This window comes from Pseudomonas sp. 2725, from assembly GCF_050434585.1.
Classification (GTDB): domain Bacteria; phylum Pseudomonadota; class Gammaproteobacteria; order Pseudomonadales; family Pseudomonadaceae; genus Aquipseudomonas; species Aquipseudomonas jessenii.
Window position 1 is genome coordinate 543,493 of the sequence record NZ_JBNDIV010000003.1, and the last position, 26,662, is coordinate 570,154.

Genomic DNA, 26,662 nt, shown 5'->3' on the forward strand with positions numbered 1-26,662 from the left:
GAATAAATTTGGCCACCGCATCATGTACAGCAGGAAAAGGTATTACGAATGGGAAGAAGCACAATGGATTTGCCCGATGGAGTTGAACTCTTCCGCAAATCCCTCAGGATTCGTTTTACTTGGAACGGTACCCGCCGAAGCGAAACACTCCCCTTCCCCACGACGCAGAAAGGCATTAAAGCTGCATCCCAATTACGCGATCAAGTAGACAACCTGATCAAGCTCGGCCTCTTGGATGACGCCAAGTACGCCGAGCTGTTCCCGAACTCGACCGTATCGCTCGGCGGCATCCCGACTTTTCATGAGTACGCGCAGTTATGGCTTGATGGCCGAGTCATCGCCCAAGGCACGCGGAACAATTATAAGGGTGCGCTCAACCTGTATTGGATTCCGCCGCTGGCACTGGTACGTATCGACCTGATCACCACCACCCTCCTACGCCGCATCATTGCGGCCACGGAGTGGACGTCACCAGGTGTCCGGCGCAACGCCTTGGTCAAGCTCTCAACAATCTTGGAGGCGGCCGTTGCTGAAGAGCTGATCAAGAAAAACCCGGCCAAAATGATCGACCTCCCCAAGCGCGGGCGAAAGGAGATCAGCCCGTTTTCGCTGGAAGAAGCCAACCGCATCATTGATCACCTCTACCAGACACCGCACTGGCCGAGCGGTATCTACGCCGCCTTCTTTGAGTTCGCGTTCTTCACCGGGCTTCGCCTGTCTGAAGTCGCCGCGCTCCGCTGGGATGCCGTTGACCAGGTGAAACGTCAGGTTCATGTCTGCCGCACAGTGGCGTTGGGTGTTGTAGAAGAGCGCACAAAAACCGGAAAGGATCGGTTCGTGCTGCTGAACGAGCGAGCTCTGCACGCGCTGGAGTTCGCGCGCCAGTACGCCGAGCGCCGCGCCAAAGGCATTGGCAAGGTGAAGACCACGCCCTACGTGTTCCCGCCGTCGAAGAACAGCGAGTACGTCAAACAGACCTCCGATCTGCACAAACAGTGGGGGCCGGCACTGAAAGCGCTGTCGGTGTTATATCGACCGCCGTACAACTGCCGTCATACTTATGCGACAATATGCTTAATGTCCAACATGAACCCCGCATTCATCGCTCAGCAGCTTGGCCACAGCGTCCAAATGTTGCTGACGACGTATGCGCGTTGGCTCAACTCAAGCTCAGACTGGGCGGAGCTGGAAAAGCTCCAGATTGGTATCAAATCGGTATCAGGCAATAAAGACCAGCTCTAACCCATTGATAGGTAAGGTAATTGATCTCCACAGCTAACATCACGATGCAGTTCGGCGCCAAGCCGCTCTTCGAAAACGTTTCGGTCAAGTTCAACGGTGGCAACCGTTACGGCCTGATCGGCGCCAACGGTTGCGGCAAGTCGACCTTCATGAAGATTCTCGGCGGTGACCTCGAGCCGTCTGGCGGCCAGGTCATGCTGGAGCCGAACGTGCGCCTGGGTAAATTGCGCCAGGACCAGTTCGCCTACGAAGAATTCACCGTGATCGACACCGTGATCATGGGTCACGAAGAGCTGTGGAAGGTCAAGGCCGAGCGCGATCGCATCTATTCGCTGCCGGAAATGAGCGAAGCAGACGGCATGGCCGTGGCCGAGCTGGAAACCGAATTCGCCGAAATGGACGGCTACACCGCCGAATCCCGTGCCGGCGAACTGCTGCTGGGCCTGGGTATTCCCCTGGAACAACATTTCGGCCCGATGTCCGAAGTGGCTCCAGGCTGGAAACTGCGGGTATTGCTGGCCCAGGCATTGTTCTCCGATCCGGAAGTGCTGTTGCTCGACGAACCGACCAACCACCTGGACATCAACACCATTCGCTGGCTGGAATCGATTCTCACCGTGCGTAACAGCACCATGATCATCATTTCCCACGACCGTCACTTCCTCAACAGCGTCTGCACCCACATGGCCGACTTGGACTACGGTGAGCTGCGCCTGTTCCCGGGCAACTACGACGAGTACATGACTGCGGCGACCCAGTCCCGCGAGCAACTGCTGTCGGACAACGCCAAGAAGAAAGCCCAGATCGCCGAACTGCAAACGTTCGTCAGCCGCTTCTCGGCCAACGCCTCGAAAGCCAAGCAGGCCACTTCCCGCGCCAAGCAGATCGACAAGATCCAGTTGGCCGAAGTCAAGCCATCGAGCCGCGTGAGCCCGTTCATCCGCTTCGAACAGACCAAGAAGCTGCACCGCCAGGCCGTGACCATCGAGCAGATGTCCAAGGGCTTCGACGGCAAGACCCTGTTCAAGAACTTCAGCTTCACCGTAGAAGCCGGCGAGCGCGTGGCGATCATCGGCCCGAACGGTATCGGCAAGACCACCCTGCTGCGCACCCTGATGGGCGAACTGACCCCGGACGCCGGTTCCGTGAAGTGGACCGAAAGCGCGGAGCTGGGCTACTACGCCCAGGACCACGCCCACGACTTCGAAGACGACGTCAGCCTGTTCGACTGGATGGGCCAGTGGACTCAGGGCGAGCAGATCATTCGCGGCACTTTGGGCCGCATGCTGTTCTCCAACGACGAGATCCTCAAGTCGGTCAAGGTCATCTCCGGTGGTGAGCAAGGCCGCATGCTGTTCGGCAAGCTGATCCTGCAAAAGCCGAACGTACTGGTGATGGACGAACCGACCAACCACCTGGACATGGAATCGATCGAAGCGCTGAACCTGGCGCTGGAGAACTACCCGGGCACGCTGATCTTCGTCAGCCACGACCGTGAGTTCGTATCGTCCCTGGCCACCCGCATCATCGAGCTGAGCCCTAACGGCGTGACCGACTTCAGCGGCACCTACGACGATTACCTGCGTAGCCAGGGTGTGGTGTTCTAAAGGTAGCTACAAGCCTTTAGCTACAAGCTTCAAGTGAAAAGCCCTGTCCTGGTGACGGGGCTTTTTGCATTCCGGGCCAAGGTTTCTTGTTGGTACATGAATCATCGCGAGCAAGCTCGCTCCCACAGGGGGATGCATTTCAAAATGTGGGAGCGAGCTTGCTCGCGATGAGGCCATGAGGAACAACGATAATGTCACGGCAAAAGTAGTTAGCCTGCTTTCTTTTATCCCAACGCCGCGCCATGATGCAGGTCTCCCACCGCCGCCCGCGAACGAGCCCTCATGTCTGTGCAGCAAGTTGCTCCGCAAAGCTCATTGGCGATCACCCTGCAGATCGTCTCCATCGTTTTCTATACCTTCATTGCCTTCCTCTGCATCGGTTTGCCGATTGCGGTATTGCCGGGTTATGTCCACGAGCAACTCGGGTTCAGCGCCATCGTGGCCGGGCTGACCATCGGCTCGCAATACCTCGCCACCCTGCTCAGCCGGCCCATGGCCGGGCGGATGTCGGACAGCGTTGGCACCAAGCGCGCAATCATCTATGGCTTGGCGGGGATTGTGCTCAGCGGCGTGCTGACCTTGCTGTCGACCCTGTTGCAAGGCTTTCCCTTGCTCAGCCTGCTGATCCTGATCGCCGGGCGCCTGCTACTGGGGATCGCCCAAGGGTTGATCGGTGTCGGCACCATCAGTTGGTGCATGGGCCAGGTGGGCGCCGAGCATACCGCTCGATCGATTTCCTGGAACGGCATCGCGTCCTATGGGGCGATTGCCATTGGCGCACCGCTGGGTGTGGTCATGGTGCAACAACTGGGCTTCGCCAGCCTGGGTATCGCCCTGTCGCTGCTGGCCCTGGCCGCACTGTTGCTGATTCGCAACAAGCCCTCGGTGCCCGTGGTGCGCGGCGAGCGCCTGCCGTTTTGGGCGGTGTTCGGACGCATTGCGCCGTTCGGCGCGAGCTTGAGCCTGGCGTCCATTGGCTACGGCACCCTGACGACCTTTATCACTCTGTACTATATCAATCGTGGCTGGACCGGCGCGGCCTACTGCCTGACCGTGTTCGGCGTGTGTTTCATTCTGTCGCGGCTGCTGTTCATATCCGCCATCGGTCGGTTTGGCGGGTTCACGTCGGCCATTGCCTGCATGTGCATTGAGACGGTTGGCCTGGTGCTGTTGTGGCTGGCCCCTTCGACCGGGTATGCGCTCATTGGCGCCGGCCTGACTGGATTTGGCCTGTCTCTGGTGTATCCGGCGCTGGGTGTCGAGGCCATCAAACAGGTGCCCAACTCCAGCCGGGGGGCGGGCTTGAGTGCTTATGCGGTGTTTTTCGATCTGGCGCTGGCGATTGCCGGCCCGTTGATGGGCGCAGTGGCGTTGAACCTGGGTTATGCGTGGATTTTCTTCAGTGCTGCGTTGTTGTCGGTGACGGGTTTGGGGCTGACGCTGCTGCTCAAGCGCCGCGCGATGGCTTGATGTGGGAGCGGGCTTGCTCGCGAAGGCGGCGTGTCAGGCAGTACTTATGTCTACTGACACACCGTATTCGCGAGCAAGCCCGCTCCCACAGAATATGTGGCGCATTACTGATCGGCGGTCTGCATTCCGGCCCGGGTCGGCCTGCCCAGGGTACGCGTGAAGAAGCGTCCGGCTTCGGAGATCAGATTGCGATGAATGTCCTGCCGGTCGACGCCATCGGCATCGGTGCACAGCGCAAGCATGATTACGATCTGCTCGTCATTGCACGGCGCCATGAAAACAAAGTGCCCTGCCCCCGCCAATAACTTGAAGTCGGGCGCGGTCGGCAGTTTGCGCGCCAGCGCCGCGGCATTCTTGTCGACAGCCACCAGCTTGTCGCCATCGCCGCTGTAAAGCAGCACCGGCACATGCACATCGGCCAGGGTGTGGCGGCCGAACTTCAGGCTCAACGGTGCCATCAGCATCAAGGCGTGGACGCGTGGATCGGCCACCGGTTGCAGGTCATCGCGGTCGACAATCAATTCGCCCTGGGTGTTACAGGCATCGCGGTCATCCGGGCGCTCCTGGCAGTAACGGCGCAGGCGATCCAGGTCCGGGGTCGCGCCGGACAGAATCAATGCGGTCTCGCCACCGGCCGAATAGCCAATGACCCCCACCTGATCGGCATTGACGAACGGCGACAGCATACGGTCGCCCAAGGTCGCGGTAATGGCTTCGGAAATCTGGATCGGCCGGCCGTACAGGTTACTCAAAGTACCGAGTCGGCTGTGGTCCCTGGAGTTGTCACCGGGGTGAATCACCGCCACCACGACAAAGCCTTTGCGCGCCAGCGACGTGGCAAGGTCGTGCAGGGCCAGCGGGGTACCGGTATTTCCGTGGGACAGCATCAGCATCGGGAACCGGCCGATGGCGACCTTGGTGTCCTCCCCGGCTTCGACGGTGTAACCCTCGAGCTTGCTGGAGTGCTCCCGATCACTGGAAGGATAGAAGGCAATGGCGCGCATCGGCTGCAAGTCCAGCGGGTCGAGAAAAGTCATCTCGTGGAAGCCGACGCTCCAGTGAGGATGCGGTGCAGGCGCGGCGTGCACTGTATTCAAGCTGCTGAGCAGGCAAATCAGTAAAGTTGCACAAAGACGCATCATGGATGCCCCGCCTTGTTACCGGACTTGAGACGTACACCCTGGACTGCATGAGTCGGGCCACAATCTGAAACGACCAGAAACAAAAAACTCCGTAACTGGTACTTGCGTAGCCAGAATACAGAGTTTTTTGGGCTTTACCTGAACGGTTGCTTACTTTTACCCAAGCCTTACGCAGCGGCGAACAACTGCTCGCTGATTTGTGAATGGGCGGCGCTCATGGCCTTGCTGCGCACGTCGTCACCGTAAGCCAGGCCTTCGGCACGGACGATTTCGATGTCGGTGATACCGATGAAACCGAACAGCAACTTCAAATACTCTTCGTGGGCAACACCGGTTGCCTGACCGGCGTGCATGCCGCCGGAGGTCGAAACGATCACGACTTTCTTGCCGCCGCACAGGCCTTCAGGGCCGGCTTCGGTGTAGCGGAAGGTCTGGCCGGCCACCGCGATACGGTCGATCCAGGCTTTGAGTTGAGTCGGGATGGTGAAGTTGTACATCGGTGCGGCAATCACCACGGCATCGGCAGCCAGGAATTCGGCCAGGGTCGAGGCGCTCAGTTCGGCTTCGTGCTGTTGTGCGGCATTGCGCAGTTCAGCGGTGGTGCCGGCGGCGACCAGGGTGGTGGCGGAGAAATGGCTGATGGCGTCGGCGGCCAGGTCGCGGTAAGTCACCACGGCGGTTGGCTCGGCGGCTTGCCAGGCTTTGACGACTTCACCGCTCAACTGACGGGAAGCCGAGTTGTCGCCCAGGATGCTCGAATCGATATGCAGCAGTTTCATGTGGGATCTCCAAGTGAGGATCGCCCACAAGGGCGATCTGATGGGACTAATCCTACACACGAAACCAATAGCTGATTAGACGGTAACAATGCGATAGTTCGTCCCACAGATAGGACAATTGGATTCACATCATGCAAGACCTCAACGACCTGTATTACTTCGCCAAAGTCGTGGAAGCCGGGGGGTTCGCCGCGGCCGGACGTTTGCTGGGCATCCCCAAGTCCCGATTGTCACGGCGCATCGCCGAACTGGAAGAGCGCCTCGGCGCAAGATTGCTGCAACGCACCACCCGACAACTGAAACTGACTGCCGTCGGTGAGCGTTACCTCAGGCACTGTCAGGCGATGCTGCTGGAGGCGGAAATGGCCGACGAGGCCGTGGCCAGCATGTCCAGCGAGCCCCGCGGGCGTTTGCGGGTGTCCTGCCCGGTTGGGCTGGCCCATGAAATATTGCCGGGGGTGATCAGCGATTTTCTGGAAAGGTTTCCACAAGTCCAGCTGGAGGTCATGCTGCTCAACCGCCGGGTCGACCTGGTGAACGAAGGCATTGACGTGGCCCTGCGAGTGCGGGAGCTGGGCGACGAAGACCCGCTGCTGGTGACCCGCCGCCTGCGTCAGGCGCAGATGCTGATGGTCGCCAGTCCCGGCTTCCTCGTTGGCCGTGAGATCAACCATCCCGACGATCTGAAAAACCTGCCGGTGCTCGGCGCCCTCGAGGCCGACCGTATGGTGCACATCCGCATGCTGGATCAAAAAGGCAAAAGTTGCGAACTGGCGCTCGAGGCCCGGCTGGGCATCGATGACTTTATCGTGCGCAAGGCCAGCACCCTCTCTGGCCTGGGCTTTACGATGCTGCCCATGATGTATTGCGAGCAGGAACTGGAAAACGGCGCACTGGTGCAGTTGTTGCCCGACTGGTCGTTGCCCGGTGGCTGGCTGCAAGCGGTCTATCCTCATCGGCGCGGGGTCATGCCGGCGGTACGCGCCTGGATTGACCATCTGGTCGAGTCATTCAATGCCTGTGGGGAACGATTGTTATGAAAGCCGGACGGATGAGCGAAGAGGATGTCGCGAAATTCTGCCTTACCCTGCCCGGAGCACGGGAAGACTATAAATGGGGCGGCGTGCGGGTGTTTTCGATTGCCGGGAACAAGATGTTCGCCTTGCAGGGCCTGCGGGGTGATTCCCTGGCCTTCAAGGTCGACAAGGATCTGTTTCTCGGTCATTGCGACCGCCCGGGGATTCATCCGGCGCCTTATCTGGCGCGCGCCCAGTGGATCATCATGGAAACGCCCTACCCGCTCGCCAGCGAAGAACTGCAGGGCTTGTTGCAGCGCTCCCACCAGCTGGTGGTGAGCAAACTGCCCAAACGCACTCAAGTCGGCTTGTTGCTCTAGGGCCTTGTCGATCAGAACAAGGCGAACAGGTGTGCGCCGAGGAACAGGTGGTCGATCCAGAACACCTGGTGCATGAGCACGATGATCCAGAACACCAACTGGTAGGAGATTTTGCGGGTTTTGTGCCGGAACGCTTGCTGCGCCAGCAAGGCACCGGGCCAGCCGCCAGCGAGCTCCAGCGCATGCAGGACATTCTCCGGCGTACGCCATTGCTCGGCGCGGGCCTTGCGCTTGTCGCTCCAGTACAGGAAAAACGTCACGACGCTGACGATGCCGTAGGCTGCCAAGGGAATCAGCGACACCCCGTGCAGCCATGAAGACACCGACCCCGACAGCGGCAACGCACACAGGATTGCAAACAGCAGCCACTTCAGCCGTGGATTACGGATCTGTCCCCCGGGCTGGCGCCCGGGGTTATTGCGCGAGCTTGAGTCACTCACGACTTGACCGCGCTCCAGTCGACCCAACCGAACTGCCAGGTCGCCAGGATGATCAGGCCGAACACAATGCGATACCAGGCAAACGCCGCATAGCTGTGGTTGGCGATGAACTTGAGCAGCCCGCGGACCGCGATCATCGCGAAGACGAACGCCGTGACGAAGCCGATCGCGAACACCGGGAAATCGGACGGGACAAACAGGTGACGGTACTTATAGCCCGAGTACACCGCTGCGCCGACCATGGTTGGCATCGCCAGGAAGAACGAAAACTCGGTAGCGGTCTTGCGCGACAGGCCGAACAGTAACCCGCCGATGATCGTCGAGCCCGAACGCGAAGTGCCCGGAATCATGGCCAGGCATTGGGCGAAGCCGACTTTCAGGGCATCTTTCCAGGTCATGTCATCCACCGTTTCGGCGTGGACTTCATGCTGCCGGCGCTCGGCCCACAACATGACGAACCCGCCCACGACCAGCGCCGCTGCCACGGTGATCGGATTGAACAGGTACTCGTGGATCATGTCGGCGAAGATCACGCCCAGCACCACGGCCGGGAAGAACGCAATCAACAGGTTCGCGGTAAACCGCCGAGCGCTCGGCTGGGTCGGCAGGCCGATGACCACATCGAAGATCTTGCGTCGAAACTCCCATACCACCGCCAGGATGGCACCCAGCTGGATAATGATGTTGAACGCCATCGCCCGCTCGCCCCCGAAGCCGAGCATGTCGGCCACGATAATCTGGTGGCCGGTACTGGAAATGGGCAGGAACTCGGTCAGCCCTTCTACAACCCCAAGTATCAATGCCTGAAAGGCGGTCCAAAGATCCATCAATCCCCCAAAAGGCTATGCGCGCCGGCATGCCCCGTTAATATTTTTCCAAAGCTTGAATTGCGATCAGCCTAGCTGAAGCCCCGCGCATCAAGGATCACCACGGAACCGTCAAAATCCTGTGAAAAAACAATCCTGATCCGGGTTTACCCGCGCGGGGCCGAAATCCTATCAGACAAGTCCGATTGGCGCTGCCGCGTTATCGCGCACCAACGAAGCACACCCTGCTCCACGGGATTCCCGACGCCAATCCGGTTACAATCGGCCCCTCTTCGATTTCACCAAGGAACCTCCATGTCCGGGCTTGAACTGTTTGCCGCCACCCTCGGTGTCATTGCCGTCTGGCTGACGGTCAAACAGAACACCTGGTGCTGGCCCATCGGTCTGGTCATGGTGCTGCTCTATAGCTGGATCTTTTTTGAGGTGAAGCTGTATTCGGACATGTTGCTGCAAGTCGTCTATGCCGCCTTGCAGCTTTACGGCTGGTGGCAGTGGACACGGGGTGGCGAAACGACCCATGGCCGCGAAGTCAGTTGGCTCGATTTCCGTTCCGTGGCGTTGAGCCTGGCCATCGGCGCACTCGGCAGCCTGTTGCTGGGGGCGGCCATGGCCCACTGGACCGACGCCGCGCAACCCTGGCTCGATGCGGCGCTGACCGGATTCAGCCTGGTGGCGCAGGTCTGGATGGCGCAAAAACGTGTCCAGTGCTGGCCGCTATGGATCGCCCTGGATGTGATTTTCGTCGGGCTGTTCATCTATAAGGACCTGTACCTGACCGCCACCCTGTACGGGCTGTTCGCCGTTATCGCCGTGCAGGGCTGGCGCCAATGGCGCGCCGATCCGGCGTTGCGCGCATGAAAGTCCTGGTACTCACAGGCCCTGAATCTAGCGGTAAAAGCTGGCTGGCGGCCGAGTTGCAACAGCGTTTCGGCGGGATCCTGGTGGACGAGTATGTACGCTGGTTCATCGAGCACAATCCCCGGGACACCACCTTGGCCGACATTCCGGACATCGCCCGCGGTCAATTGGCATGGGAAGACGAAGCCCGTGCGCAACAACCGTCTTTGCTCATCCTCGACACGCACCTGCTGAGCAATATCCTCTGGAGCCAAACCCTGTTTGGCGACTGCCCCGCCTGGCTCGAACAAGCGCTACTGGCCCGGCATTACGACTTGCACTTGCTGCTGTCGCCGGAACACGTCGAATGGACGGATGATGGCCAGCGTTGCCAACCCCGATTGTGTGAGCGCCAGGCATTTTTCGAGCAGACCCTGGCCTGGCTTGAGCACCACGCCCAACCGGTTCAAGTACTGCGCGGAGATTGGGCAGAACGCCGATTCCAGGCACTGAACGCCGTGACCCGATTGCTCGGCGCCTGACCGGCCTTTTGGGGCAACTTCCCCACTATCCCCCCCTGTCCCGGGGGAAAAGTGTCCGGTCCTGAAACACCCTTCCCGCCTCAAACCGCCTGTTTAAGCGCCCTTCACCGCTGGATCATCGGATTTGTTAAGTCATTGATACAGCACCGCTGAAACCCTTGTTCCAGAGCGATTTATCCGCAAATAAGGGCTGCCTGCGCAGGGTTTCGTCTCACCTTTGAAACATTCTCGGCAAAGGCTATCCGGACAATTTCCATAAGCCATTGAATCAACGAGATATTCAAAAACCGGCACAGCTTTCGCTCTCTCCTTCAAAAAGCCGACCAGAGCCAGCCCACATGAGAAGGAAAGACCGTCGTGGGGATACTCGATAAACATGCCTTGACGTGCCTGCTGCTTTTCGCGAGCGCTGCAGGCGCGGTTATCAGTTTTGACGTTCAAGCCGAAGGCAACGGCGTCATCGTGCTTGATCGAACCATTCACCCGACGCCCATCGGTCGCAGCGGCGGCAGGGATCCAAACCCCAACACCCTCAATGCCAACCCATCGGCCCGCGTCACCGGCGAACTCAGTGATGCCGACATCGCCGGGGTCACCACCGGAACCGCCCTTCGCCACAACAACGGGCAAAGCCTGGGTGGCCTGCAAGGCCTCAACGCCGTCACCAACCCCAACGGTATGCCCGGCATGTCTGTCGGTCACGGTGGTGGCAGTGGCAGCGCCATTTCCGGAACCATCAACCGCGCCATGAGCAGCGGCCTCGGTTCACTGGGCAGAATGGCGGGAGGCCAATGAGATGAGTCGATCCCTGCTGTTACTTGCCCTGCTCGGCTGCACCAGTGTGATGGCCGACTCGGGCGTCAGTTCGGTGAACAACGCCACCCTCCAGGATTCGGGTACTCAATACCGCGGCAACTTCAACGTCAACCAGGCGGCTGGCGATCAACAACAGCAGGCCAACGTCCGCGCGATCGCCATTGGCACCCAAGCCGGTGCGATCACCAGCGTCCGGCAGAAAATCACTACGCCCGCCAATCCGTCGATGGACGCGACGGCCACTATCGGCGGCTCCTCCTTCAGTAATGGCAACGGCGTACTGGGCGTCAACCAGAGCGCCGGGGCGAACAACCAGATGGCCAACGCCATGCGCATCAGCATCAGCGCCGCACCGCAAGCCATCGACGATAGTGCCCTTTCTCAACAGAACGTGGCGTTGTTACCGAACTCGGGAGCAACTGGCGCCCCAAATGGCAGTCGCCAGGTCGTGACAAGCGATCAGGCCTTCACCGGCAGCCGGGGAGTGATCCAGGTAAACCAGAGTGCCGGGGTGGGAAACCGAATGGCTAACACCTTGAGCATCCGGGTCGCTGACTGACCCGAAACAGTGCGATTAGGGAAGTACCAACACCTGACCAACTAATGAGCACGGAGAAACACCATGAACCCGACAACTGCTCTCAAACCTCTGGCTTTCGCTCTGGCAGCAGTGATGGCATTCGCAGCACAAGCAGGCAGCCTTGATGATGATCAAGGCAACGGCCAGAGCGACGGCCAGAGCAACAACCATCAGCCTAAAGGCCCGACGCTGGAACAAATTCTGCAGATTACAGCAGGCGCCGGGGCCGCCGTGCTGGACTCGCAGGAAAGCAGTGACAGCAGCGTATTGAGCCGGGACACCAGGAACGACGCTAGAGTCGATAACTCCCTGAACAACTCCAACGGCAACATGGGCGCCAACGTTGCAGCCGGTAACGGCAACCAGCAAGACAACGCCGCCGCCCTTGCCACGGCTGACGAAAGCTTCATCTTCGGCACCGCGGTCGCCGCCTCCAGCGCGACTCAGAAGAGCACCGGCAACACCGCCAGGAAACACTCCAGCACCAACAACACAACGCTCAACAACGCAGGTAACAGCGGTTCCGGCAACATCGGCATCAACGTGACCACCGGCGACTTCAACCAACAGAAAAACAACCTGGCGATTGCCGTTTCGGGCGGTCGTGTAGCGCAAGCGGCGGCGGCGGCCAACCAAAGCACGTCCGGGCTGAACGTCACCAACAACGCCAACCATGACGACAGCACCCAGACTGATTTCGCTACCGTGGGTGTACTCGGTCTGGCGGGTGTAACCACTCAACAAGTGATCACGCCAGAGGGCTGGAAAGCCCCTGTAACCAACAATGCGTCGATAACGGGCTCGATGAACAACTTCTCCGGCAACGGCGGAGCCAACGTATCGTCTGGTGTGGGCAACCAGCAAAGCAACTCGCTGTCCATCGCCGCGGGCTGCAAGTCCTGTCTGTAATCGCGATTGCAATGAAAGCCCCGGCGACGGGGATTTTCCACAGTCCCAAGGCGTATCGATCATGCGTAAGACTGTCCTTTTCGCCCTGCTCTGCCTGTCTGGCCTGACCCAGGCTGCACAGATGCCGGTTGCTGCCCTGCCGGGCGGCGTGCTGGTGTACAAGCACGTACAGAGTTTGCGCGAGCGCAAGTTCAGCGACATCGTCGAACAAAAAACCGATTTCAGCTGTGGCGCCGCCGCGCTGGCAACGATACTGCGCCAGGCCTATTGGCTCGACGTCGATGAGGAGCACATCATCAAGGGCATGCTGGTCACCGCAGACCAGGACCTTGTGCGTACCCAGGGTTTTTCAATGCTGGACATGAAGCGCTACATAGAGCGCATCGGCATGCGCGCCCGGGGCTACAGGATCCCGCCGGAAAGACTCGAATCCGTGACGATTCCGGTGGTGGTATTGATGGAAATTCGCGGCTACAAGCACTTCGTGGTGTTGCAGCGGGCGGACAAGAACTGGGTGTATATCGGCGATCCGGTACTCGGTCACAAACGCTACTCCCATGATGACTTTGTCAAAGGCTGGAATGGCATTATTTTCGCTATCGTCGGTCCCGGTTACGACAAGACCAATGCGTTACGCAGTCCACCGGAACCGCTGACAGCCAAGAACAAGATGGATAACTTCAACCCGGTCAAAGATGCCGAATTGATGGATTTTGGTTTCATACAGAGCGACTTCTTTTAATCGCCAACAAGATGATAGGGGGCAGGATGCTCCGGGAGCAGCAAATGAAAACCTCGTATTGGGTGGTCGCTGCCTTTCTGGCAGCGAACACTTCAGGTTTTGCTGATGAGTTCAGACCCATCGAAATCAAGGACGAGGAACTGGCCGAGTTGCGTGGCCGATATGTGATGCCGGGGCGGGTCATCAGCTTCGGTGTCGTCATGAGCAGTACCTGGCGCAATGCCAGTGGTGACCTGATCGGAGCCTCCACCTCGATGCAGCTTCAAGCCGCAACGGTCAAGCCCGAGTTCTATGTTTCGACCATCAAGCAATCGGGTCATGGCGGTACGTCCAGGTCAGGCAGCGGTCACGTGTCGGGGGGCGCAGCCCTGAGCACTTCCCGGGGCATAACCCAGGTCACACGGGCCGCAGGTGATGGCAACAGCGCAAACAACAACATCGCCATCAACGTCAAAGAGGCCAGCACGGCCCCGGCACTGGTGGCGGGCCAGGGCCAGGCGCTGATAGCCGGTCAAACCATCACCGGCAGCAATGCCGCAGGCAGTGTCGCGGTATCCGCGACCAGCGGCGGCGTTCAGATGGCCATTACCGCCAACAACAACCAGGGCACCAGCCTGCAACAAGTCGCCCAGGGCGGGTTGCTGCAAAACACCCGGTTGCTGGGCAGCAGCAATGTGGTCGACAACATGACTCAACTCAACGTAGTGCTCAACAATAATGGCCCGAGTGCGGGGGCATTGGACTGCAACCTCAACCAACTCGCTGCATTACGGACCATGGGCTATTGAACTACGCTGAGTCTGGACCATTGGGCACAAATGGACGGCATATTTCATGTACCGATCAGTATCACTGCGTGCAGTTGCATGCTTGAGTGCTCTACTCCCGGCGGCGATGTTGCAGGCAGCACCTGACCCGGAACTGGAGGCTCTCAAACAAGAGCTCCTGGAGTTGAAACAACGATACGAAGTACAGCAAAAAGCCCTGGCGGTTCTCGAACAACGGGTCCGCCAGGTCGAAGAGCAGCCCGCCTCGCCCGCTCCCAAACGCCTGGCCAAGTCGCCAGCGGATCTCAAGGGCAATCCAGGCGTCGGCACCGGCGCCGCAGCCGCCTCGGGGGGGAGCGGCAGCTCTTATGGACAATCGCTGGCCAATGACTCGCAACCGGCGCAAAGCGTTTCGAACCTGTATGACGAGGCCAGCGGGTTTTTCGGCGGTGGCAAGTTCAGCGTCGAAACCGGGATAACCTACTCCCGCTACGATTCCCGCCAACTGGTCCTCAACGGTTTTCTAGCCCTGGACTCGATCTTCCTGGGCGCTATCAACCTGGACCGGATCAAGGCCGACACCTGGACGCTTGACCTCACCGGTCGCTACAACTTCAACAATCGCTGGCAGTTCGACCTGAACGTACCGGTTGTCTACCGTGAGTCCACGTACCAGTCCGGTGGCGGCAATAGCGGCGCCGCAAACGTCACGACCGAAGACACCGTCAAGGAAGACCCGACCATAGGCGACGTCAACTTCGGTGTCGCCTACAAATTCCTCGACGAATCGGCCAACACGCCGGATGCCGTGGTGACCTTGCGCGTCAAGGCGCCTACCGGCAAAGACCCGTTCGGCATCAAGCTGGTTCGGGTGGCCGATAACTCAAACCTGGCCGTGCCTGAATCCTTGCCTACCGGTAACGGCGTCTGGTCGATTACGCCGGGGATCTCCCTGGTCAAGACGTTCGACCCGGCGGTGCTGTTCGGCAGCCTGTCCTACACGTACAACATGGAAGAGTCTTTCGACGACATCAGCTCCAACCCGGCGGTCGAGACACCGGGCAAAGTCCGCATTGGCGACAGCTTCCAGATCGGCGCCGGCATTGCGTTCGCCTTGAACGAAAAGATGAGTATGTCGTTCTCGGTCTCTGACCTGGTGCAACGCAAAAGCAAGCTCAAGGAAGATGGCGGGGATTGGCAAGCGGTGGTCTCCAGCGATGCCAACGCCGGTTACTTCAACATCGGCATGACCATTGCGGCCACCGACAGCCTGACCATCGTGCCCAACCTGTCCATCGGCATGACGGACGATGCCCCGGACTTCCAGTTCAGCCTGAAACTCCCCTACTACTTCTGACCCGAACAAAAAAACCGCTGCAACTGCAATCGCAGCGGGGTTTTGGTTTGCGGCCGGGGTTCAGCGAATCTGGTGCTTGTGCAACAACCGGTAGAAGGTCGGTCGCGACACACCCAATACTTTGGCGGCGACACTCAGGTTATCGCTGTGGCGACTCAATACATCGCACAACGCCTGGCGTTCGGCCCGGGACTTGTATTCTTCGAGGGTGCCCATCGGCGCTGCGAGCGTATGCTGACTGATCAACCCCAGGTCACGGGCCTCGATCTGCCGGCCTTCGGCCAACACCAGCCCGCGACGAACGCGGTTGGCCAGTTCGCGAACATTGCCTGGCCAGTCGTGTTTGCCCATGGCAATCAACGCGTCTTCGCTGAAACTGCGTGGGCGGCGCCCGGTTTCATGGCTATAGAAATGGGAGAAATGGTTGGCCAACACCGCCAGGTCGCCATGGCGCTCGCGCAGCGGAACAGTCGCCACTTGCAGTACGTTCAAGCGGTAATACAAATCTTCGCGAAAGCGCTTCTTCTCGATGGCGGCTTCAAGGTCGGTATGCGTTGCCGCCAGAACCCGCACATCCACCGGAATCAGCTGACTGCCACCGACCCGCTCGATGTGTTTTTCCTGGAGGAACCGCAACAGGTTGGCCTGCAACTCCAGTGGCAGGTCACCGATCTCGTCGAGAAACAGGGTGCCACCGTTGGCGGCTTCTATCCGTCCGACCTTGCGTTGGTGCGCGCCGGTAAATGCGCCTTTCTCATGGCCGAACAACTCGGACTGGATCAAATGCTCGGGAATCGCACCACAATTGATCGCAATGAAGGGTTTGTTGTGACGCTGGGACTGACGATGCAGGGTTCGTGCGACCAGTTCCTTGCCAGTGCCGCTTTCACCGCGAATCAACACCGGAGATTCGGTCGGAGCCAGTTTGCTCAACAGCTTTCGCAGCTCACGAATAGGTTTGCTGTCGCCCAGCAATTCGTGCTCGGGCTGGTCGACATAGACCGTGCCCTGCCCGCGCAAACGCGCCATGCCAAACGCCCGGCCCAGTGTTACCTGAACCCGGGACACATCGAACGGCAAGGTATGAAAGTCAAAAAACCACTCACAGACGAAGTCGCCGACATTTTGCAACCGCAGTACTTCCTGGTTGAGTACGGCTATCCACTCGGTGCCGCTGCGGCTGATCAGCTCTTTGACGGCCTCCGGGTGCTCAAGGTGATAAGGCTGCAAGCGCAGCAAGCCCACGTCACAGGTTCGGTCAACGGCGTTCTCCAGCGTGCAGCTGTCAACGTCCCAACCGATGGCGCGCAATCCAGGGACCAGGCGATAGCAATCGTCACAGGGGTCCACCACTAACAAACGTCGTAAGGCAGGCGCATCACTCATGACTGATCCTTGGCGCCAAATTTATGAAAATTTAATAAAAACAGTCATTTGGCAGACCTGGCTGTAACATTAGCAAGAATTTGACAGGGCCTTGTACTGTTTGACTATAGGGATGTCACAAAACCAGTTATAAGTTGCGATTACGTTAGTTGCCTAACGACTCTTTCCTTTCATTCAGCTTTCAATGTCAGGCTCTTCCTTGAATCTGTGAAATAAAGTGGAAATTTCTTTTGATTGTGTGTGACCCGAACCCCGGTTGCGGGCATCAGTACAAGTAACCAGCTGAACGGTAAGCCCAACCGTCGGCCTATCACTTGATTGGGCATACAGAGAGAAGACCCTATGAACGCCCCGCTCCGTATCAACGAAGCACTTCTGATTGCCGACCGCGCATTTAAACCATTCAAATGCGTAGCCTGGGCCCCACAAGACGGCAATGGCGAACTCAGCCTGACCGTTATCGACCGCACCAGCACCCGCATTGGCCGCAAGCAGATCCCAAGCAGCGCCTATTCCGATCCCGCGCAACTCGAACTGCTGCTGGAACAGGCTCGCGCCGAATTGAGCGAGGAAGGTTACACACTGCAGTCGTGGTCGATGCCGCACTAATCGTTTTGCGGATTACTCCGGGGTAATCCGCGCCTTTTTCCTGTCTTTAGTTCGCAGTTTTTTCTGGCCGCGCACACTACGTGACACTGTTTAATTCGAACTTCACATACGCCTGATACTTTGCAGGCTCGCCATTGGTTCGAAAAGACACTGTTGTGGCACACAGCGACCCTCCGTCTGTTAGTTCTTACCGTTGTGCATCCCTTCATTCAGGGATTGAATAATCTTCCTATCAAGTCGCCACCCAAACTTCCGGATCAGGACGACTCGCAAGGAGATGCGGTGCATGTCAAGCCAGTCCGCTTTTGCCTACTCCGCAGCCCGGAAAAACGCCGGGGCCCTCGATACGACGTTTGCCGCCAACGGCAAAACCCAGGTCTATTTCGCCGACAGCCTTTTCAGCCTGGCCAATGACGTTGCGATCGATGCGCAAGGTCGCTTGCTGGTAGCCGCAAAAGTCGGCATGGCCGATGGCACCCGCTTTGGCCTGGCCCGCTTGCTGGCGGATGGTTGCGCAGACCTGACGTTCGGTAAACAAGGCAGTGTCATCGGGCAATTCGAACCGGGGTTCGAAGCCATGGGCACCAAGGTCCTGATCCTGCCCGACGGCAACATCCTGTTGGCTGGCCTGCAATACGAAAACGCGCACCGCACGCTCCCGGCCCTGGCATTGCTGGATCAGGATGGCCGCCTGGTGCAAGGCTTTGGCGATAATGGCCGCCGTGTCGTGCGATTGCCTGGCGATCTGTCCCTGGGCATGCGCGATATCCGGCTGCCTCTCGGTGTGCCGGGTGCAGAAGCCTGCGATGTGGCCATACAGCAAGACGGCCGGATCCTGATCCTGGCCAACCATCACTACGAACTGGCCGATCACGTCGGCATGTTGATACGCCTGGATGTCGAAGGCTCGCTGGACTGCTCGTTCAACGACCGCGGCTTCGTGATGGTCAGGCACCTGCTGATGAATACCTGGCTCAGCAGCCTGACGGTACAACGTGATGGCCGAATCCTGGTCGGTGGATCGATCAATTTTCCCGAGGAAGGCTTACTGGCACGCTATCACCCGGACGGGCGCCTCGACGACCGATTTGCCGTGGATGGATTCATGACCTTCAAGGCGCAAGGGCATGGCGCCCGGGTCAGCCGGGTGGTCCAGCAAAACGAAGGCGAAATCCTGTGTTTTGGCAGCAGTCGCGAGCCGATGCACTGCCTGACATTTAAAATGCACAGCAACGGGCGCCCCGACAGTCATTGCAACGGAGGACATCCGCAGCGGCGGGAAATCGGTTACAGCGGATGCCAGTGGACCGCCGCACAGTTACAACCTGATGGCAGTGTGCTCACGGCGGGCGCCACCATCGGCGGCGTCGAAGCAGACTTCATTCTCGGGCGATACCTGCCCAACGGCCTTCCCGATCGCCGTTTTGGCAAAGGCAGCGGCTATACACGTACGCGCCTGGGCCCCAGCCTGGATACCGCCACCTGTGTCGCCGCGCACGCCGATGGAAACATTGTAGTGGGAGGCTATTCGCTGCACGGAAACTACAAGGCGGTCATCGCTCGTTTCCAGGGATAAACACCGGCATTTTTCCTGCGCTTGATCTTCTCGCGCGCTTGCGGCAACTTGCGCGCTTCTCAAGACAAGGAGCAGCCGATGTCCGGTTCAATGGCCCAGGCGTTCGCGCACAACTTTCTCGGGCACTCGCCCCGTTGGTACAAGGCCTGCATCGTCGGCTTTCTCATCCTCAATGCCCTGGTGCTTTGGACCGCAGGCCCGGTGGCTGCCGGCTGGCTACTGGTGCTGGAGTTCATCTTCACCCTGGCCATGGCACTCAAATGCTATCCGCTGATGCCCGGCGGCCTGTTGTTGATTGAAGCCCTGCTGCTGAAGATGACCACGCCCCAGGCGCTGTACGACGAGTTGCTGCACAACTTCCCGGTGATCCTGCTGCTGATGTTCATGGTGGCGGGTATCTATTTCATGAAGGACCTGTTGCTTTACCTGTTCTCGCGCCTGCTGCTCGGGGTCCGCTCCAAAGCCCTGCTGTCCCTGATGTTCTGCTTTCTGTCGGCCTTTCTGTCGGCGTTCCTCGATGCCTTGACTGTGACCGCCGTGATCATCAGTGCCGCCGTAGGTTTTTACTCGGTGTATCACCGCGTCGCCTCGGGCAACGATCCGCGCCAGGACAGCGAGTTCAGCGACGACCAACATCTGCCCACCCTGCATCACGGTGATCTGGAACAGTTCCGCGCCTTCCTGCGCAGCCTGCTGATGCACGGCGCCGTGGGCACCGCGCTGGGCGGTGTCTGTACGCTGGTCGGTGAACCGCAGAACCTGCTGATCGGCCATGAAATGGGCTGGCACTTCGCTGAGTTCTTCACCCGGGTTGCGCCGGTATCCCTGCCGGTACTGGTTGCCGGGCTGGTAACCTGCGTCCTCCTGGAAAAGCTACGCTGGTTCGGATACGGCACGCTGCTGCCGGATAACGTTCGTGCGGTGCTGGCCAACTACGCCGCCGAAGACAATGCCGAGCGCACCACGCGCCAAGGTGCAGCGCTACTGGTGCAAGGCTTTGCCGCATTGATTCTGATTGCCGGGCTGGCGTTCCACATCGCCGAAGTGGGTTTGATCGGTTTGATGGTGATCGTGTTGATTACCGCCTTTACCGGCATCACCGACGAACACCGCCTGGGCACAGCGTTCAAGGACGCCATGCCGTTCACCTCATTGTTGGTGGTGTTTTTCGCCGTGGTCGCGGTGATTCACGACCAGCAACTGTTCGCCCCACTGATCCACTGGGTGCTGACGCTCCCGGCAGACCAACAACCGGGCATGCTGTTCATTGCCAACGGCCTGCTGTCCGCCATCAGCGACAACGTGTTCGTGGCAACCATTTACATCACCGAAGTGAAGCGCGCGTTCATGGCGGGAGAGATGACCCGTGAGCATTTCGAAACCCTGGCCATTGCGATCAATACCGGTACCAACCTGCCGAGCGTGGCGACGCCCAACGGTCAGGCGGCGTTTCTGTTCCTGCTGACCTCGGCAATTGCACCGCTGGTGCGTCTGTCGTACGGGCGGATGGTCTGGATGGCGCTGCCGTACACCGTGGTGATGGGGACATTGGGCTGGTATGCGGTGAGTTACTGGCTCTGACACCGCCGAGCCTTTGTGGCGAGGGGGCTTGCCCCCGTTGGCTGCGCAGCGGCCCCAAAACCTACTACTACGCTGTAGCAGGTACACCGAGTGATGAAATGGCGACTGCTTCGCAGCCGAACGGGGGCAAGCCCCCTCGCCACAAAAGCTCGCTCCCACTGGAGATAGGTGCTATCCGAGGCGGTGCCAGACGCGACCGTCACGGGTGAGCAGTTCTTCGCCGGCCTTGGGGCCGTTTCCCCCGGCAGCGTAGCTCTGCACGCTGGAATCCTGCTGCCAGGCATCCAGGAACGGCTGAACGGCGCGCCAGCCGTTTTCGATGTTATCGGCGCGCTGGAACAGCGTCTGGTCACCCGTCAGGCAATCGTAGATCAGGGTTTCGTAGCCGGTGGAAGGCTGCATCTCGAAGAAGTCCTTGTAGGCGAACCCCAGCTCGATGTTGTCCATTTTCAAGGCCTGACCGGGACGCTTGGCCAGCAGGTCGAACCACATGCCTTCGTTCGGCTGGATCTGAATGCGCAAATAGGTCGGCTGCAGCTCATCGACCTCGGTATCGCGGAACTGCGCATAGGGCGCCGGCTTGAAACAGATCACGATCTCGGTGTCACGCACACTCATGCGCTTGCCGGTTCGCAGATAGAACGGTACGCCGACCCATCGCCAGTTATCGATCATGACCTTGAGGGCCACATAGGTTTCGGTATTGCTGTCGGGTGCGACGTTGTTTTCCTGGCGGTAGCCCGGCAGTGCCTTGCCGTCGATCTCACCCGCGGCGTATTGGCCGCGTACCGAATTGGCGCGGGCTTCCTCCACCGTCCAGGGCCTGATCGCGCCAACGACCTTGGCTTTCTCGCCGCGCACCGCATCGGCGCCGAACGCGGCGGGCGGTTCCATCGCCACCATCGCCAGCAACTGGAACAGGTGATTGGGCACCATGTCCCGCAGCGCGCCGGTGTGCTCATAGAAACTGCCACGGGTTTCCACGCCCACGGTTTCGGCGGCGGTGATCTGCACGTGGTCGATGTAGTGATTGTTCCAGAACGCTTCGAACAGGCTGTTGGAGAACCGGCTGACCAGGATGTTCTGTACGGTCTCCTTGCCCAGATAATGGTCGATGCGGTAGATCTGCTTTTCGGTCATCACCTTGAGCAGGCAAGCGTTCAAGGCTTCGGCCGTATGCAGGTCTGAACCGAAGGGTTTTTCGACCACCACCCTTCTGAAGGCCTCGGGGGTTTCTTCCAGCAAGCCGGCCGAGCCAAGACGGCGCACCACTTCACTGAAGAAACGCGGCGCGGTAGCCAGATAGAACACCGCATTGCCAGTACCGCTGTCGGCGATTTTTGCCGCCAGCGCTTGATAAGTGCTGTCGTCCAGGAAATCGCCCTGAACGTAGCTGATGCCTTTGGCGAGTTTGGCCCACAGCGCCGGGTCAAGGGCTTGATCGCCCTTGCCGGTCCTGGTGGCCACCTCGTTGCGGATGAAGTCTTCGAGTTTTTTCGCGAAGCCTTCATCGCTGATGGCGTTGTGGTCAACGCCGATGATCCGCAGTCCATTCCCGAGTAAACCGTCACGGCTGAGATTGTACAGCGCCGGCATCAGCAGGCGCTTGACCAGATCGCCGTGGGCGCCGAACAGGAACAGCGTGGTCGGCGGCGCGGGTTCAGCCTTGGATTTCCTGCGGATCGCGTGGGTCATTTTTTCGAGGTCTCCACATGGCCGCCGAAGCCGAAGCGCTGGGCCGAGAGAATCTTGTCACCAAAGGTGCCTTGCCCACGGGAACGGTAGCGCGAGAACAGCGAGTTCGAAAGCACCGGCACCGGCACCGCTTGTTCCATGGCGGCTTCGATGGTCCATTGACCTTCACCGCTGTCGGCCACGGACCCGGAGAAACCGTCGAGTTTCGGATCGCTGGCCAGGGCGTCGGCAGTCAGGTCCAGCAACCACGAGGACACCACGCTGCCACGGCGCCACACTTCGGCGATATCGGCGACGTTCAGATCGAAACGCTGGTCTTGCGGCAGGCTCTCGCTGTTTTTGGTCTTGAGGATGTCGAAGCCTTCTGCGAACGCCTGCATCATTCCGTATTCGATGCCGTTGTGGATCATCTTCACGAAATGCCCGGAACCGGCCGGACCTGCATGAATGTAACCACGCTCGGCACGATCGTCTTCGGACTTGCGGTCCTTGGTGCGCGGGATGTCGCCCAGGCCAGGGGCCAGGGTTGCGAACAGCGGGTCGAGGCGCTTAACAGTCTCGGCATCGCCGCCGATCATCATGCAGTAACCGCGCTCCAGGCCCCAGACACCGCCGGAGGTACCGACGTCGATGTAGTGCAGGCCTTTTTCCGACAGGGTCTTCGCCCGGCGGATATCGTCTTTATAGAAGGTGTTGCCGCCGTCGATGATGGTATCGCCGGCGTCGAGCAAGGTGCTCAGGGTGTCGATGGTTTCTTCGGTCGGCGCGCCAGCTGGCAGCATGACCCAGACCGCACGCGGCCTGGCCAGGCCGGCGACCAGCGCCGGCAGATCGGTGACGCCCGTGGAGCCCTCTGTAGCCAAGGCTTCGACAAAGGCGGTATTGCGATCGTAAACAACGGTGGTGTGCCCGTTGAGCATCAGGCGCCGCGCAATATTGCCGCCCATGCGGCCCAGTCCAATAATCCCGAGTTGCATGTGCTGATGCTCCCTACTACAAATTAAAGTGTGTCAAAGGTTATAGCCCAACGCGACTCATGAGGTTAGTCCAGAGCGTTGGCACGAAGTTTCCGGGCATTGTGCCCGATCCTGATGGATAACGTCGGGAATCAAACCGAAGACACAACGACCATGAAAAATAAAAAAGTTCCCTTCTGGGGCAAAAGAAATCAAAATTGGCGCCGATAGTAGGTCAGCCCCGGATTTCGAGGCGTACCTACAGTTGAGACACGCCATTTGCGAGGTGAGCAATGGGCACAGTACATACCGCACTGCCAGCACAAACCCTTTACGTCACAATCCGTCGTGACGAATTGCGCCAGTTGAAAGACGAACGCGATCAGTTGAAGCAGGAACTGGCGCAATTGCGACTGCTGCTGCAAACCAATCAAGCGCAGCCCCTGGCTGTGGTGCAACACACCCCATTCGCCTGACCCCCTCCTTTGAAGCGGGAGCAGTCTGCACTGCTTCCGCACCGGCTCACGCCTTGCCACCCCTGGCAACTCACAAAATTTTCACAATTGTTACACGACAATTACTCGTTTAGGTCGCCCGATTCCGCGCGGCCCTCGTTCGTCGTCCGTGATATCCAAGTCGCGGCGGTGGTAGTGAACTCTCGGCTGGAGCGCTGAATGTCTTTGTTGAAACGCAGCAACACGACTGCGGCAGGTTTTGATTGGGCCGGATTTGTCTGGCTGTTTGTATTCTTCTGGTACTTTTCCGGCATCACCCAACTACTGATCCAGTTGACTGGCACCTCCGGCTTTAGCGGATTCCGCCAGGCCTTCGTCATGAGCGCCTTCTGGCTGGCGCCGATGTTGCTGTTCCCCCGGCAAACCCGCGTCATGGCTGCCGTGATCGGCGTCGTACTGTGGGCGTGCTCCATGGCGAGCCTGGGTTACTTCTTCATTTATCAGCAGGAGTTTTCCCAGAGCGTCATCTTCATCATGTTTGAGTCGAACGTGGCTGAAGCCGGCGAATACATGACCCAGTACTTTGCCTGGTGGATGGTGCCGGCGTTCCTGGCCCACACCGCTTTTTCCTGGTTCCTGTGGACACGCCTGCGCCCGGTGTACCTATCCCGTGGCAAGGCAATCGTGGCCGCGGTGGCCATTGTCGTGGCGGTCGTCGGTTATCCGCTGATCAAGCAAACCGCACGCACCGGCAGTTTCGCCGAAGGCTTCGACAAGTTCGAAACCCGCATCGAGCCGGCGGTGCCATGGCAGATGGCCGTGGCCTATCACCGCTACCTGGAAACCCTGGCCGGCATGCAGGACATGCTCAATAGCGCCAGCAAGATTCCACCGCTGCACAACCTGAAGGACGCAATGGCCAACACGCCTGCGACCCTGGTCCTGGTGATCGGTGAGTCCACCAACCGTCAGCGCATGAGCCTGTACGGCTACCCCCGGGCAACCACGCCGGAACTGGACAAGCTCAAGGATCAACTGGACGTTTTCGACAACGTCATTACGCCGCGCCCCTACACCATTGAGGCGCTGCAGCAGGTCCTGACCTTCGCCGACGAAGAAAACCCCGACCTGTACCTGTCGACGCCATCGCTGGTCAGCATGATGAAACAGGCAGGTTACAAGACCTTCTGGATCACCAACCAGCAGACCATGACCAAGCGCAACACCATGCTCACGACCTTTTCCGAACAGGCCGATGAACAGGTGTACCTGAACAACAACCGCAACCAGAACGCCGCCCAGTACGATGGAGACGTGATCGAGCCCTTCAACAAGGCCCTGGCCGACGGTGCACCGCGCAAACTCATCGTCGTGCATTTGCTCGGCACGCACATGAGCTACCAGTACCGCTACCCGTCGACCTTCGACAGGTTCCAGGACCGTGAGGGCGTGCCTGCCGGCATTCGCGATGACCAGTTGCCGACGTACAACAGCTACGACAATGCCGTGCTGTACAACGACTTCGTGGTGTCCAGCCTGATCAAGGACTACGCCAGGACCGATCCGAACGGCTTCCTGCTGTACCTGTCCGACCATGGCGAGGACGTGTTCGATTCCGTGGGCCACAACACCTTGGGGCGCAACGAGAACAAGCCGACAGCACCGATGTACACCATTCCGTTCATGGCCTGGGCATCGCCGAAATGGCGCGCAACCCATGACTGGAACCTCGTGGGTGATCTCTCGCGCCCTTACAGCAGCTCGCACCTGATTCACACTTGGGCCGACCTGGCGGGCCTGAGCTTCGACGAACTCGATCGCAGCAAAAGCCTAGTCAGCGACAGCTTCAAGGCCCGGCCATTGATGATCGGCAACCCGTATGAGCGTCAACAGCGTGCGCTGATCGACTTCAGCCTGATGAAGCCTAAAACGCCACCGACTGTCGTTCAGCAGTAATCCTTTCAGGGGCCGGTTCCGGCCCCTTTTTCATGCTCCCGTTGCAGCCATGCAGGTCGTTGGTGAAGTTGATTCCCAATTGACCGAATCGGCGGATAATGCCATTTCGACACTGCTTCATTGATTCATGGACGAAAGGCATCCGACATCTGTAGTGGGAGGCAAACCATGAAACGCACCGCAATGATTCTCGCCGGCCTGATGGCCTTGGGCTCAACCAGTGCTTTTGCCGAAGGTGGAGCCGAACGCATGCGCTATTACTACGAAAGCCTGCGACTGGCCCAGCAAGAAGCCCTGGGCCACCCCATCCAAAGCACTGAACTGCGGGTTCCGGACGATCAAACCGCACAAATGACTGAAACCTACAGACCGAAATGATCCATGGCCGTCTGATTGCAGTTCTAGGTAGAAGACTGTCGGGCGTCCTGATGGACGCCCTTTTTTTGCCTGTTGAATCAGAGGCTCTTGGTCCAGAACAGCATCCGTCCATGGGCCGGGTCGAACATGCCGGCGGCGAAACCGGCTTTTTCATAGGAACCCTGGGCCACGGCATTGCCTTCCAGCACTTCCAGGGTGAGCTTGCAGCAGCCACGCTGACGGGCGATGTCTTCGACCTTTTGCAGCATCTTCTGGCTCAAGCCCAGGCCGCGAAATTTTTTCACCACCGACACATCATGCACATTGACCAGCGGCCGACAGGCAAACGTCGAGAACCCCTCGAAGCAATTGACCAGCCCGGCCGGCTCGCCACCGACAAAGGCCAGCACACTGAATGCGTGGGGGCGCCGGGCAAGTTCGCCCGGGAGTTGCTCCAGTACATTGGCCGGCAACGGCTGGCCGCCCCCCATCGGGTCCTCGGCGTAGTGGTTCAGCACCAGGCAAATAGCCTCGGCGTGCACCGGATTGGTGTAACTGGCCTGAAGCACAAGAATTTCTGCGGAGTCCATTTCCATCCTCGATCACACATGAAGTAGCCCCCAGCATGTACTCACGCT

General features: G+C 59.2%; 28 protein-coding genes. 19 read left to right on the plus strand and 9 right to left on the minus strand.

Translation table 11 applies throughout. From position 1 onward, the window contains the following. The first annotated feature begins 48 nt into the window (after positions 1–48). From ABIE16_RS10260 to ABIE16_RS10270, 3 genes are all read left to right on the plus strand, one after another. Positions 49–1,242 (plus strand): tyrosine-type recombinase/integrase, encoded by a 1,194-nt coding sequence (locus tag ABIE16_RS10260; protein ID WP_429521055.1) that lies wholly within the window; start codon positions 49–51, stop codon positions 1,240–1,242. Between the two features lie 20 nt (positions 1,243–1,262). Beyond that, positions 1,263–2,849: an ABC-F family ATPase gene (locus ABIE16_RS10265; RefSeq protein ID WP_033052720.1), complete on the plus strand. Its 1,587-nt coding sequence runs from the start codon at positions 1,263–1,265 to the stop codon at positions 2,847–2,849. A 282-nt stretch (positions 2,850–3,131) separates the two neighbouring features. Then, entirely contained in the window at positions 3,132–4,319 is a 1,188-nt protein-coding gene (locus ABIE16_RS10270; RefSeq protein ID WP_429521056.1) for an MFS transporter, read from the plus strand. A gap of 104 nt (positions 4,320–4,423) precedes the next feature. On the opposite strand, the gene ABIE16_RS10275 is transcribed toward ABIE16_RS10270, so the two are convergent. Both ABIE16_RS10275 and ABIE16_RS10280 read right to left on the minus strand, forming a co-directional pair. Beyond that, a complete protein-coding gene (locus tag ABIE16_RS10275; protein WP_429521057.1) occupies positions 4,424–5,461 on the minus strand; it encodes an alpha/beta hydrolase family protein in 1,038 nt (345 codons plus the stop codon). A 167-nt stretch (positions 5,462–5,628) separates the two neighbouring features. Then, positions 5,629–6,240, minus strand: coding sequence for an FMN-dependent NADH-azoreductase (locus ABIE16_RS10280; RefSeq protein WP_057714749.1), 612 nt, complete (start codon positions 6,238–6,240; stop codon positions 5,629–5,631). A gap of 131 nt (positions 6,241–6,371) precedes the next feature. On the opposite strand from ABIE16_RS10280, the gene ABIE16_RS10285 reads away from it, so the two are divergent. Together ABIE16_RS10285 and ABIE16_RS10290 are read left to right on the plus strand one after the other, a co-directional pair. After that, the gene (locus tag ABIE16_RS10285) at positions 6,372–7,280 is read left to right on the plus strand and encodes a LysR substrate-binding domain-containing protein (protein WP_090455344.1); all 909 of its coding nucleotides are present in this window, start codon (positions 6,372–6,374) and stop codon (positions 7,278–7,280) included. Further along, the gene (locus ABIE16_RS10290; protein ID WP_429521058.1) at positions 7,277–7,636 is read left to right on the plus strand and encodes an MmcQ/YjbR family DNA-binding protein; all 360 of its coding nucleotides are present in this window, start codon (positions 7,277–7,279) and stop codon (positions 7,634–7,636) included. Before ABIE16_RS10285 ends, ABIE16_RS10290 begins: the two co-directional genes overlap by 4 nt. A gap of 11 nt (positions 7,637–7,647) precedes the next feature. On the opposite strand, the gene ABIE16_RS10295 is transcribed toward ABIE16_RS10290, so the two are convergent. Together ABIE16_RS10295 and ABIE16_RS10300 are read right to left on the minus strand one after the other, a co-directional pair. Continuing rightward, a complete protein-coding gene (locus tag ABIE16_RS10295; protein WP_429521059.1) occupies positions 7,648–8,076 on the minus strand; it encodes a DUF1294 domain-containing protein in 429 nt (142 codons plus the stop codon). Next, the gene (locus tag ABIE16_RS10300) at positions 8,073–8,903 is read right to left on the minus strand and encodes an undecaprenyl-diphosphate phosphatase (RefSeq protein WP_429521060.1); all 831 of its coding nucleotides are present in this window, start codon (positions 8,901–8,903) and stop codon (positions 8,073–8,075) included. Before ABIE16_RS10300 ends, ABIE16_RS10295 begins: the two co-directional genes overlap by 4 nt. Positions 8,904–9,197: 294 nt before the next feature. On the opposite strand from ABIE16_RS10300, the gene pnuC reads away from it, so the two are divergent. Beyond that, positions 9,198–9,761 carry a nicotinamide riboside transporter PnuC gene (pnuC, locus tag ABIE16_RS10305; RefSeq protein WP_429521061.1) on the plus strand — a complete coding sequence of 188 codons (564 nt, stop codon included), beginning with the start codon at positions 9,198–9,200 and terminating at the stop codon, positions 9,759–9,761. Beyond that, complete coding sequence (locus ABIE16_RS10310; RefSeq protein WP_057714743.1) at positions 9,758–10,282, plus strand: AAA family ATPase; 525 nt, start codon at positions 9,758–9,760, stop codon at positions 10,280–10,282. Before pnuC ends, ABIE16_RS10310 begins: the two co-directional genes overlap by 4 nt. A gap of 132 nt (positions 10,283–10,414) precedes the next feature. On the opposite strand, the gene ABIE16_RS10315 is transcribed toward ABIE16_RS10310, so the two are convergent. After that, positions 10,415–10,765 carry a hypothetical protein gene (locus ABIE16_RS10315; RefSeq protein WP_429521172.1) on the minus strand — a complete coding sequence of 117 codons (351 nt, stop codon included), beginning with the start codon at positions 10,763–10,765 and terminating at the stop codon, positions 10,415–10,417. On the opposite strand from ABIE16_RS10315, the gene ABIE16_RS10320 reads away from it, so the two are divergent. The 6 genes from ABIE16_RS10320 to ABIE16_RS10345 all read left to right on the plus strand — a co-directional run bounded on the left by ABIE16_RS10320 (position 10,646) and on the right by ABIE16_RS10345 (position 15,453). After that, positions 10,646–11,077 carry a hypothetical protein gene (locus ABIE16_RS10320; RefSeq protein ID WP_224795400.1) on the plus strand — a complete coding sequence of 144 codons (432 nt, stop codon included), beginning with the start codon at positions 10,646–10,648 and terminating at the stop codon, positions 11,075–11,077. The two genes, ABIE16_RS10315 and ABIE16_RS10320, sit on opposite strands and share 120 nt — an antisense overlap. Position 11,078: 1 nt before the next feature. After that, on the plus strand, positions 11,079–11,657 hold the full coding sequence (locus ABIE16_RS10325) for an adhesin (RefSeq protein WP_090455350.1): 579 nt from the start codon (positions 11,079–11,081) through the stop codon (positions 11,655–11,657). A 63-nt stretch (positions 11,658–11,720) separates the two neighbouring features. Beyond that, complete coding sequence (locus ABIE16_RS10330) at positions 11,721–12,587, plus strand: hypothetical protein (RefSeq protein WP_057714740.1); 867 nt, start codon at positions 11,721–11,723, stop codon at positions 12,585–12,587. A gap of 61 nt (positions 12,588–12,648) precedes the next feature. Continuing rightward, positions 12,649–13,329 carry a C39 family peptidase gene (locus tag ABIE16_RS10335; protein ID WP_057714739.1) on the plus strand — a complete coding sequence of 227 codons (681 nt, stop codon included), beginning with the start codon at positions 12,649–12,651 and terminating at the stop codon, positions 13,327–13,329. A gap of 26 nt (positions 13,330–13,355) precedes the next feature. Beyond that, complete coding sequence (locus ABIE16_RS10340) at positions 13,356–14,117, plus strand: hypothetical protein (protein ID WP_090455356.1); 762 nt, start codon at positions 13,356–13,358, stop codon at positions 14,115–14,117. 46 nt (positions 14,118–14,163) lie between these two features. After that, positions 14,164–15,453 (plus strand): hypothetical protein, encoded by a 1,290-nt coding sequence (locus ABIE16_RS10345; protein WP_057714737.1) that lies wholly within the window; start codon positions 14,164–14,166, stop codon positions 15,451–15,453. 60 nt (positions 15,454–15,513) lie between these two features. On the opposite strand, the gene ABIE16_RS10350 is transcribed toward ABIE16_RS10345, so the two are convergent. Continuing rightward, a complete protein-coding gene (locus ABIE16_RS10350) occupies positions 15,514–16,839 on the minus strand; it encodes a sigma-54 dependent transcriptional regulator (protein ID WP_057714736.1) in 1,326 nt (441 codons plus the stop codon). Between the two features lie 342 nt (positions 16,840–17,181). Between ABIE16_RS10350 and ABIE16_RS10355 the strand changes: the two genes are divergently transcribed. The 3 genes from ABIE16_RS10355 to nhaB all read left to right on the plus strand — a co-directional run bounded on the left by ABIE16_RS10355 (position 17,182) and on the right by nhaB (position 20,605). Continuing rightward, a complete protein-coding gene (locus tag ABIE16_RS10355) occupies positions 17,182–17,448 on the plus strand; it encodes a hypothetical protein (RefSeq protein WP_057714735.1) in 267 nt (88 codons plus the stop codon). A 286-nt stretch (positions 17,449–17,734) separates the two neighbouring features. Continuing rightward, positions 17,735–19,024: a hypothetical protein gene (locus ABIE16_RS10360; protein ID WP_429521062.1), complete on the plus strand. Its 1,290-nt coding sequence runs from the start codon at positions 17,735–17,737 to the stop codon at positions 19,022–19,024. A gap of 78 nt (positions 19,025–19,102) precedes the next feature. After that, the gene (gene nhaB, locus ABIE16_RS10365) at positions 19,103–20,605 is read left to right on the plus strand and encodes a sodium/proton antiporter NhaB (RefSeq protein WP_159390027.1); all 1,503 of its coding nucleotides are present in this window, start codon (positions 19,103–19,105) and stop codon (positions 20,603–20,605) included. A gap of 171 nt (positions 20,606–20,776) precedes the next feature. Here the strand turns inward: nhaB and zwf are convergent, their stop codons facing one another. Together zwf and gnd are read right to left on the minus strand one after the other, a co-directional pair. Next, positions 20,777–22,300: a glucose-6-phosphate dehydrogenase gene (zwf, locus tag ABIE16_RS10370; RefSeq protein WP_429521063.1), complete on the minus strand. Its 1,524-nt coding sequence runs from the start codon at positions 22,298–22,300 to the stop codon at positions 20,777–20,779. Continuing rightward, positions 22,297–23,277 carry a phosphogluconate dehydrogenase (NAD(+)-dependent, decarboxylating) gene (gene gnd, locus ABIE16_RS10375; protein WP_218495579.1) on the minus strand — a complete coding sequence of 327 codons (981 nt, stop codon included), beginning with the start codon at positions 23,275–23,277 and terminating at the stop codon, positions 22,297–22,299. The genes zwf and gnd overlap by 4 nt, the downstream gene beginning before the upstream one ends. 272 nt (positions 23,278–23,549) lie before the next feature. Here gnd and ABIE16_RS10380 point away from each other — a divergent pair, with 272 nt between their 5' ends. The 3 genes from ABIE16_RS10380 (at position 23,550) to ABIE16_RS10390 (ending at position 26,045) form a co-directional block, all read left to right on the plus strand. Next, the gene (locus ABIE16_RS10380; protein WP_340312014.1) at positions 23,550–23,732 is read left to right on the plus strand and encodes a DUF6026 family protein; all 183 of its coding nucleotides are present in this window, start codon (positions 23,550–23,552) and stop codon (positions 23,730–23,732) included. Between the two features lie 198 nt (positions 23,733–23,930). Beyond that, entirely contained in the window at positions 23,931–25,667 is a 1,737-nt protein-coding gene (locus ABIE16_RS10385; protein WP_429521064.1) for a phosphoethanolamine transferase CptA, read from the plus strand. A gap of 168 nt (positions 25,668–25,835) precedes the next feature. Continuing rightward, the gene (locus ABIE16_RS10390) at positions 25,836–26,045 is read left to right on the plus strand and encodes a hypothetical protein (protein ID WP_008053741.1); all 210 of its coding nucleotides are present in this window, start codon (positions 25,836–25,838) and stop codon (positions 26,043–26,045) included. A gap of 77 nt (positions 26,046–26,122) precedes the next feature. On the opposite strand, the gene ABIE16_RS10395 is transcribed toward ABIE16_RS10390, so the two are convergent. Beyond that, entirely contained in the window at positions 26,123–26,614 is a 492-nt protein-coding gene (locus ABIE16_RS10395; RefSeq protein WP_154859879.1) for a GNAT family N-acetyltransferase, read from the minus strand. Between the last annotated feature and the right edge of the window lie 48 nt (positions 26,615–26,662).

Coding starts and splice junctions, on each gene's coding strand:
- ABIE16_RS10260 (WP_429521055.1), top strand. CDS start 49: ATGGGAAGAAGCACAATGGATTTGCCCGATGGAGTTGAACTCTTCCGC.
- ABIE16_RS10270 (WP_429521056.1), top strand. CDS start 3,132: ATGTCTGTGCAGCAAGTTGCTCCGCAAAGCTCATTGGCGATCACCCTG.
- ABIE16_RS10275 (WP_429521057.1), bottom strand. CDS start 5,461: ATGATGCGTCTTTGTGCAACTTTACTGATTTGCCTGCTCAGCAGCTTG.
- ABIE16_RS10280 (WP_057714749.1), bottom strand. CDS start 6,240: ATGAAACTGCTGCATATCGATTCGAGCATCCTGGGCGACAACTCGGCT.
- ABIE16_RS10285 (WP_090455344.1), top strand. CDS start 6,372: ATGCAAGACCTCAACGACCTGTATTACTTCGCCAAAGTCGTGGAAGCC.
- ABIE16_RS10290 (WP_429521058.1), top strand. CDS start 7,277: ATGAAAGCCGGACGGATGAGCGAAGAGGATGTCGCGAAATTCTGCCTT.
- ABIE16_RS10300 (WP_429521060.1), bottom strand. CDS start 8,903: ATGGATCTTTGGACCGCCTTTCAGGCATTGATACTTGGGGTTGTAGAA.
- pnuC (WP_429521061.1), top strand. CDS start 9,198: ATGTCCGGGCTTGAACTGTTTGCCGCCACCCTCGGTGTCATTGCCGTC.
- ABIE16_RS10310 (WP_057714743.1), top strand. CDS start 9,758: ATGAAAGTCCTGGTACTCACAGGCCCTGAATCTAGCGGTAAAAGCTGG.
- ABIE16_RS10325 (WP_090455350.1), top strand. CDS start 11,079: ATGAGTCGATCCCTGCTGTTACTTGCCCTGCTCGGCTGCACCAGTGTG.
- ABIE16_RS10330 (WP_057714740.1), top strand. CDS start 11,721: ATGAACCCGACAACTGCTCTCAAACCTCTGGCTTTCGCTCTGGCAGCA.
- ABIE16_RS10335 (WP_057714739.1), top strand. CDS start 12,649: ATGCGTAAGACTGTCCTTTTCGCCCTGCTCTGCCTGTCTGGCCTGACC.
- ABIE16_RS10340 (WP_090455356.1), top strand. CDS start 13,356: ATGCTCCGGGAGCAGCAAATGAAAACCTCGTATTGGGTGGTCGCTGCC.
- ABIE16_RS10345 (WP_057714737.1), top strand. CDS start 14,164: ATGTACCGATCAGTATCACTGCGTGCAGTTGCATGCTTGAGTGCTCTA.
- ABIE16_RS10350 (WP_057714736.1), bottom strand. CDS start 16,839: ATGAGTGATGCGCCTGCCTTACGACGTTTGTTAGTGGTGGACCCCTGT.
- ABIE16_RS10355 (WP_057714735.1), top strand. CDS start 17,182: ATGAACGCCCCGCTCCGTATCAACGAAGCACTTCTGATTGCCGACCGC.
- ABIE16_RS10360 (WP_429521062.1), top strand. CDS start 17,735: ATGTCAAGCCAGTCCGCTTTTGCCTACTCCGCAGCCCGGAAAAACGCC.
- nhaB (WP_159390027.1), top strand. CDS start 19,103: ATGTCCGGTTCAATGGCCCAGGCGTTCGCGCACAACTTTCTCGGGCAC.
- zwf (WP_429521063.1), bottom strand. CDS start 22,300: ATGACCCACGCGATCCGCAGGAAATCCAAGGCTGAACCCGCGCCGCCG.
- gnd (WP_218495579.1), bottom strand. CDS start 23,277: ATGCAACTCGGGATTATTGGACTGGGCCGCATGGGCGGCAATATTGCG.
- ABIE16_RS10380 (WP_340312014.1), top strand. CDS start 23,550: ATGGGCACAGTACATACCGCACTGCCAGCACAAACCCTTTACGTCACA.
- ABIE16_RS10385 (WP_429521064.1), top strand. CDS start 23,931: ATGTCTTTGTTGAAACGCAGCAACACGACTGCGGCAGGTTTTGATTGG.
- ABIE16_RS10390 (WP_008053741.1), top strand. CDS start 25,836: ATGAAACGCACCGCAATGATTCTCGCCGGCCTGATGGCCTTGGGCTCA.
- ABIE16_RS10395 (WP_154859879.1), bottom strand. CDS start 26,614: ATGGACTCCGCAGAAATTCTTGTGCTTCAGGCCAGTTACACCAATCCG.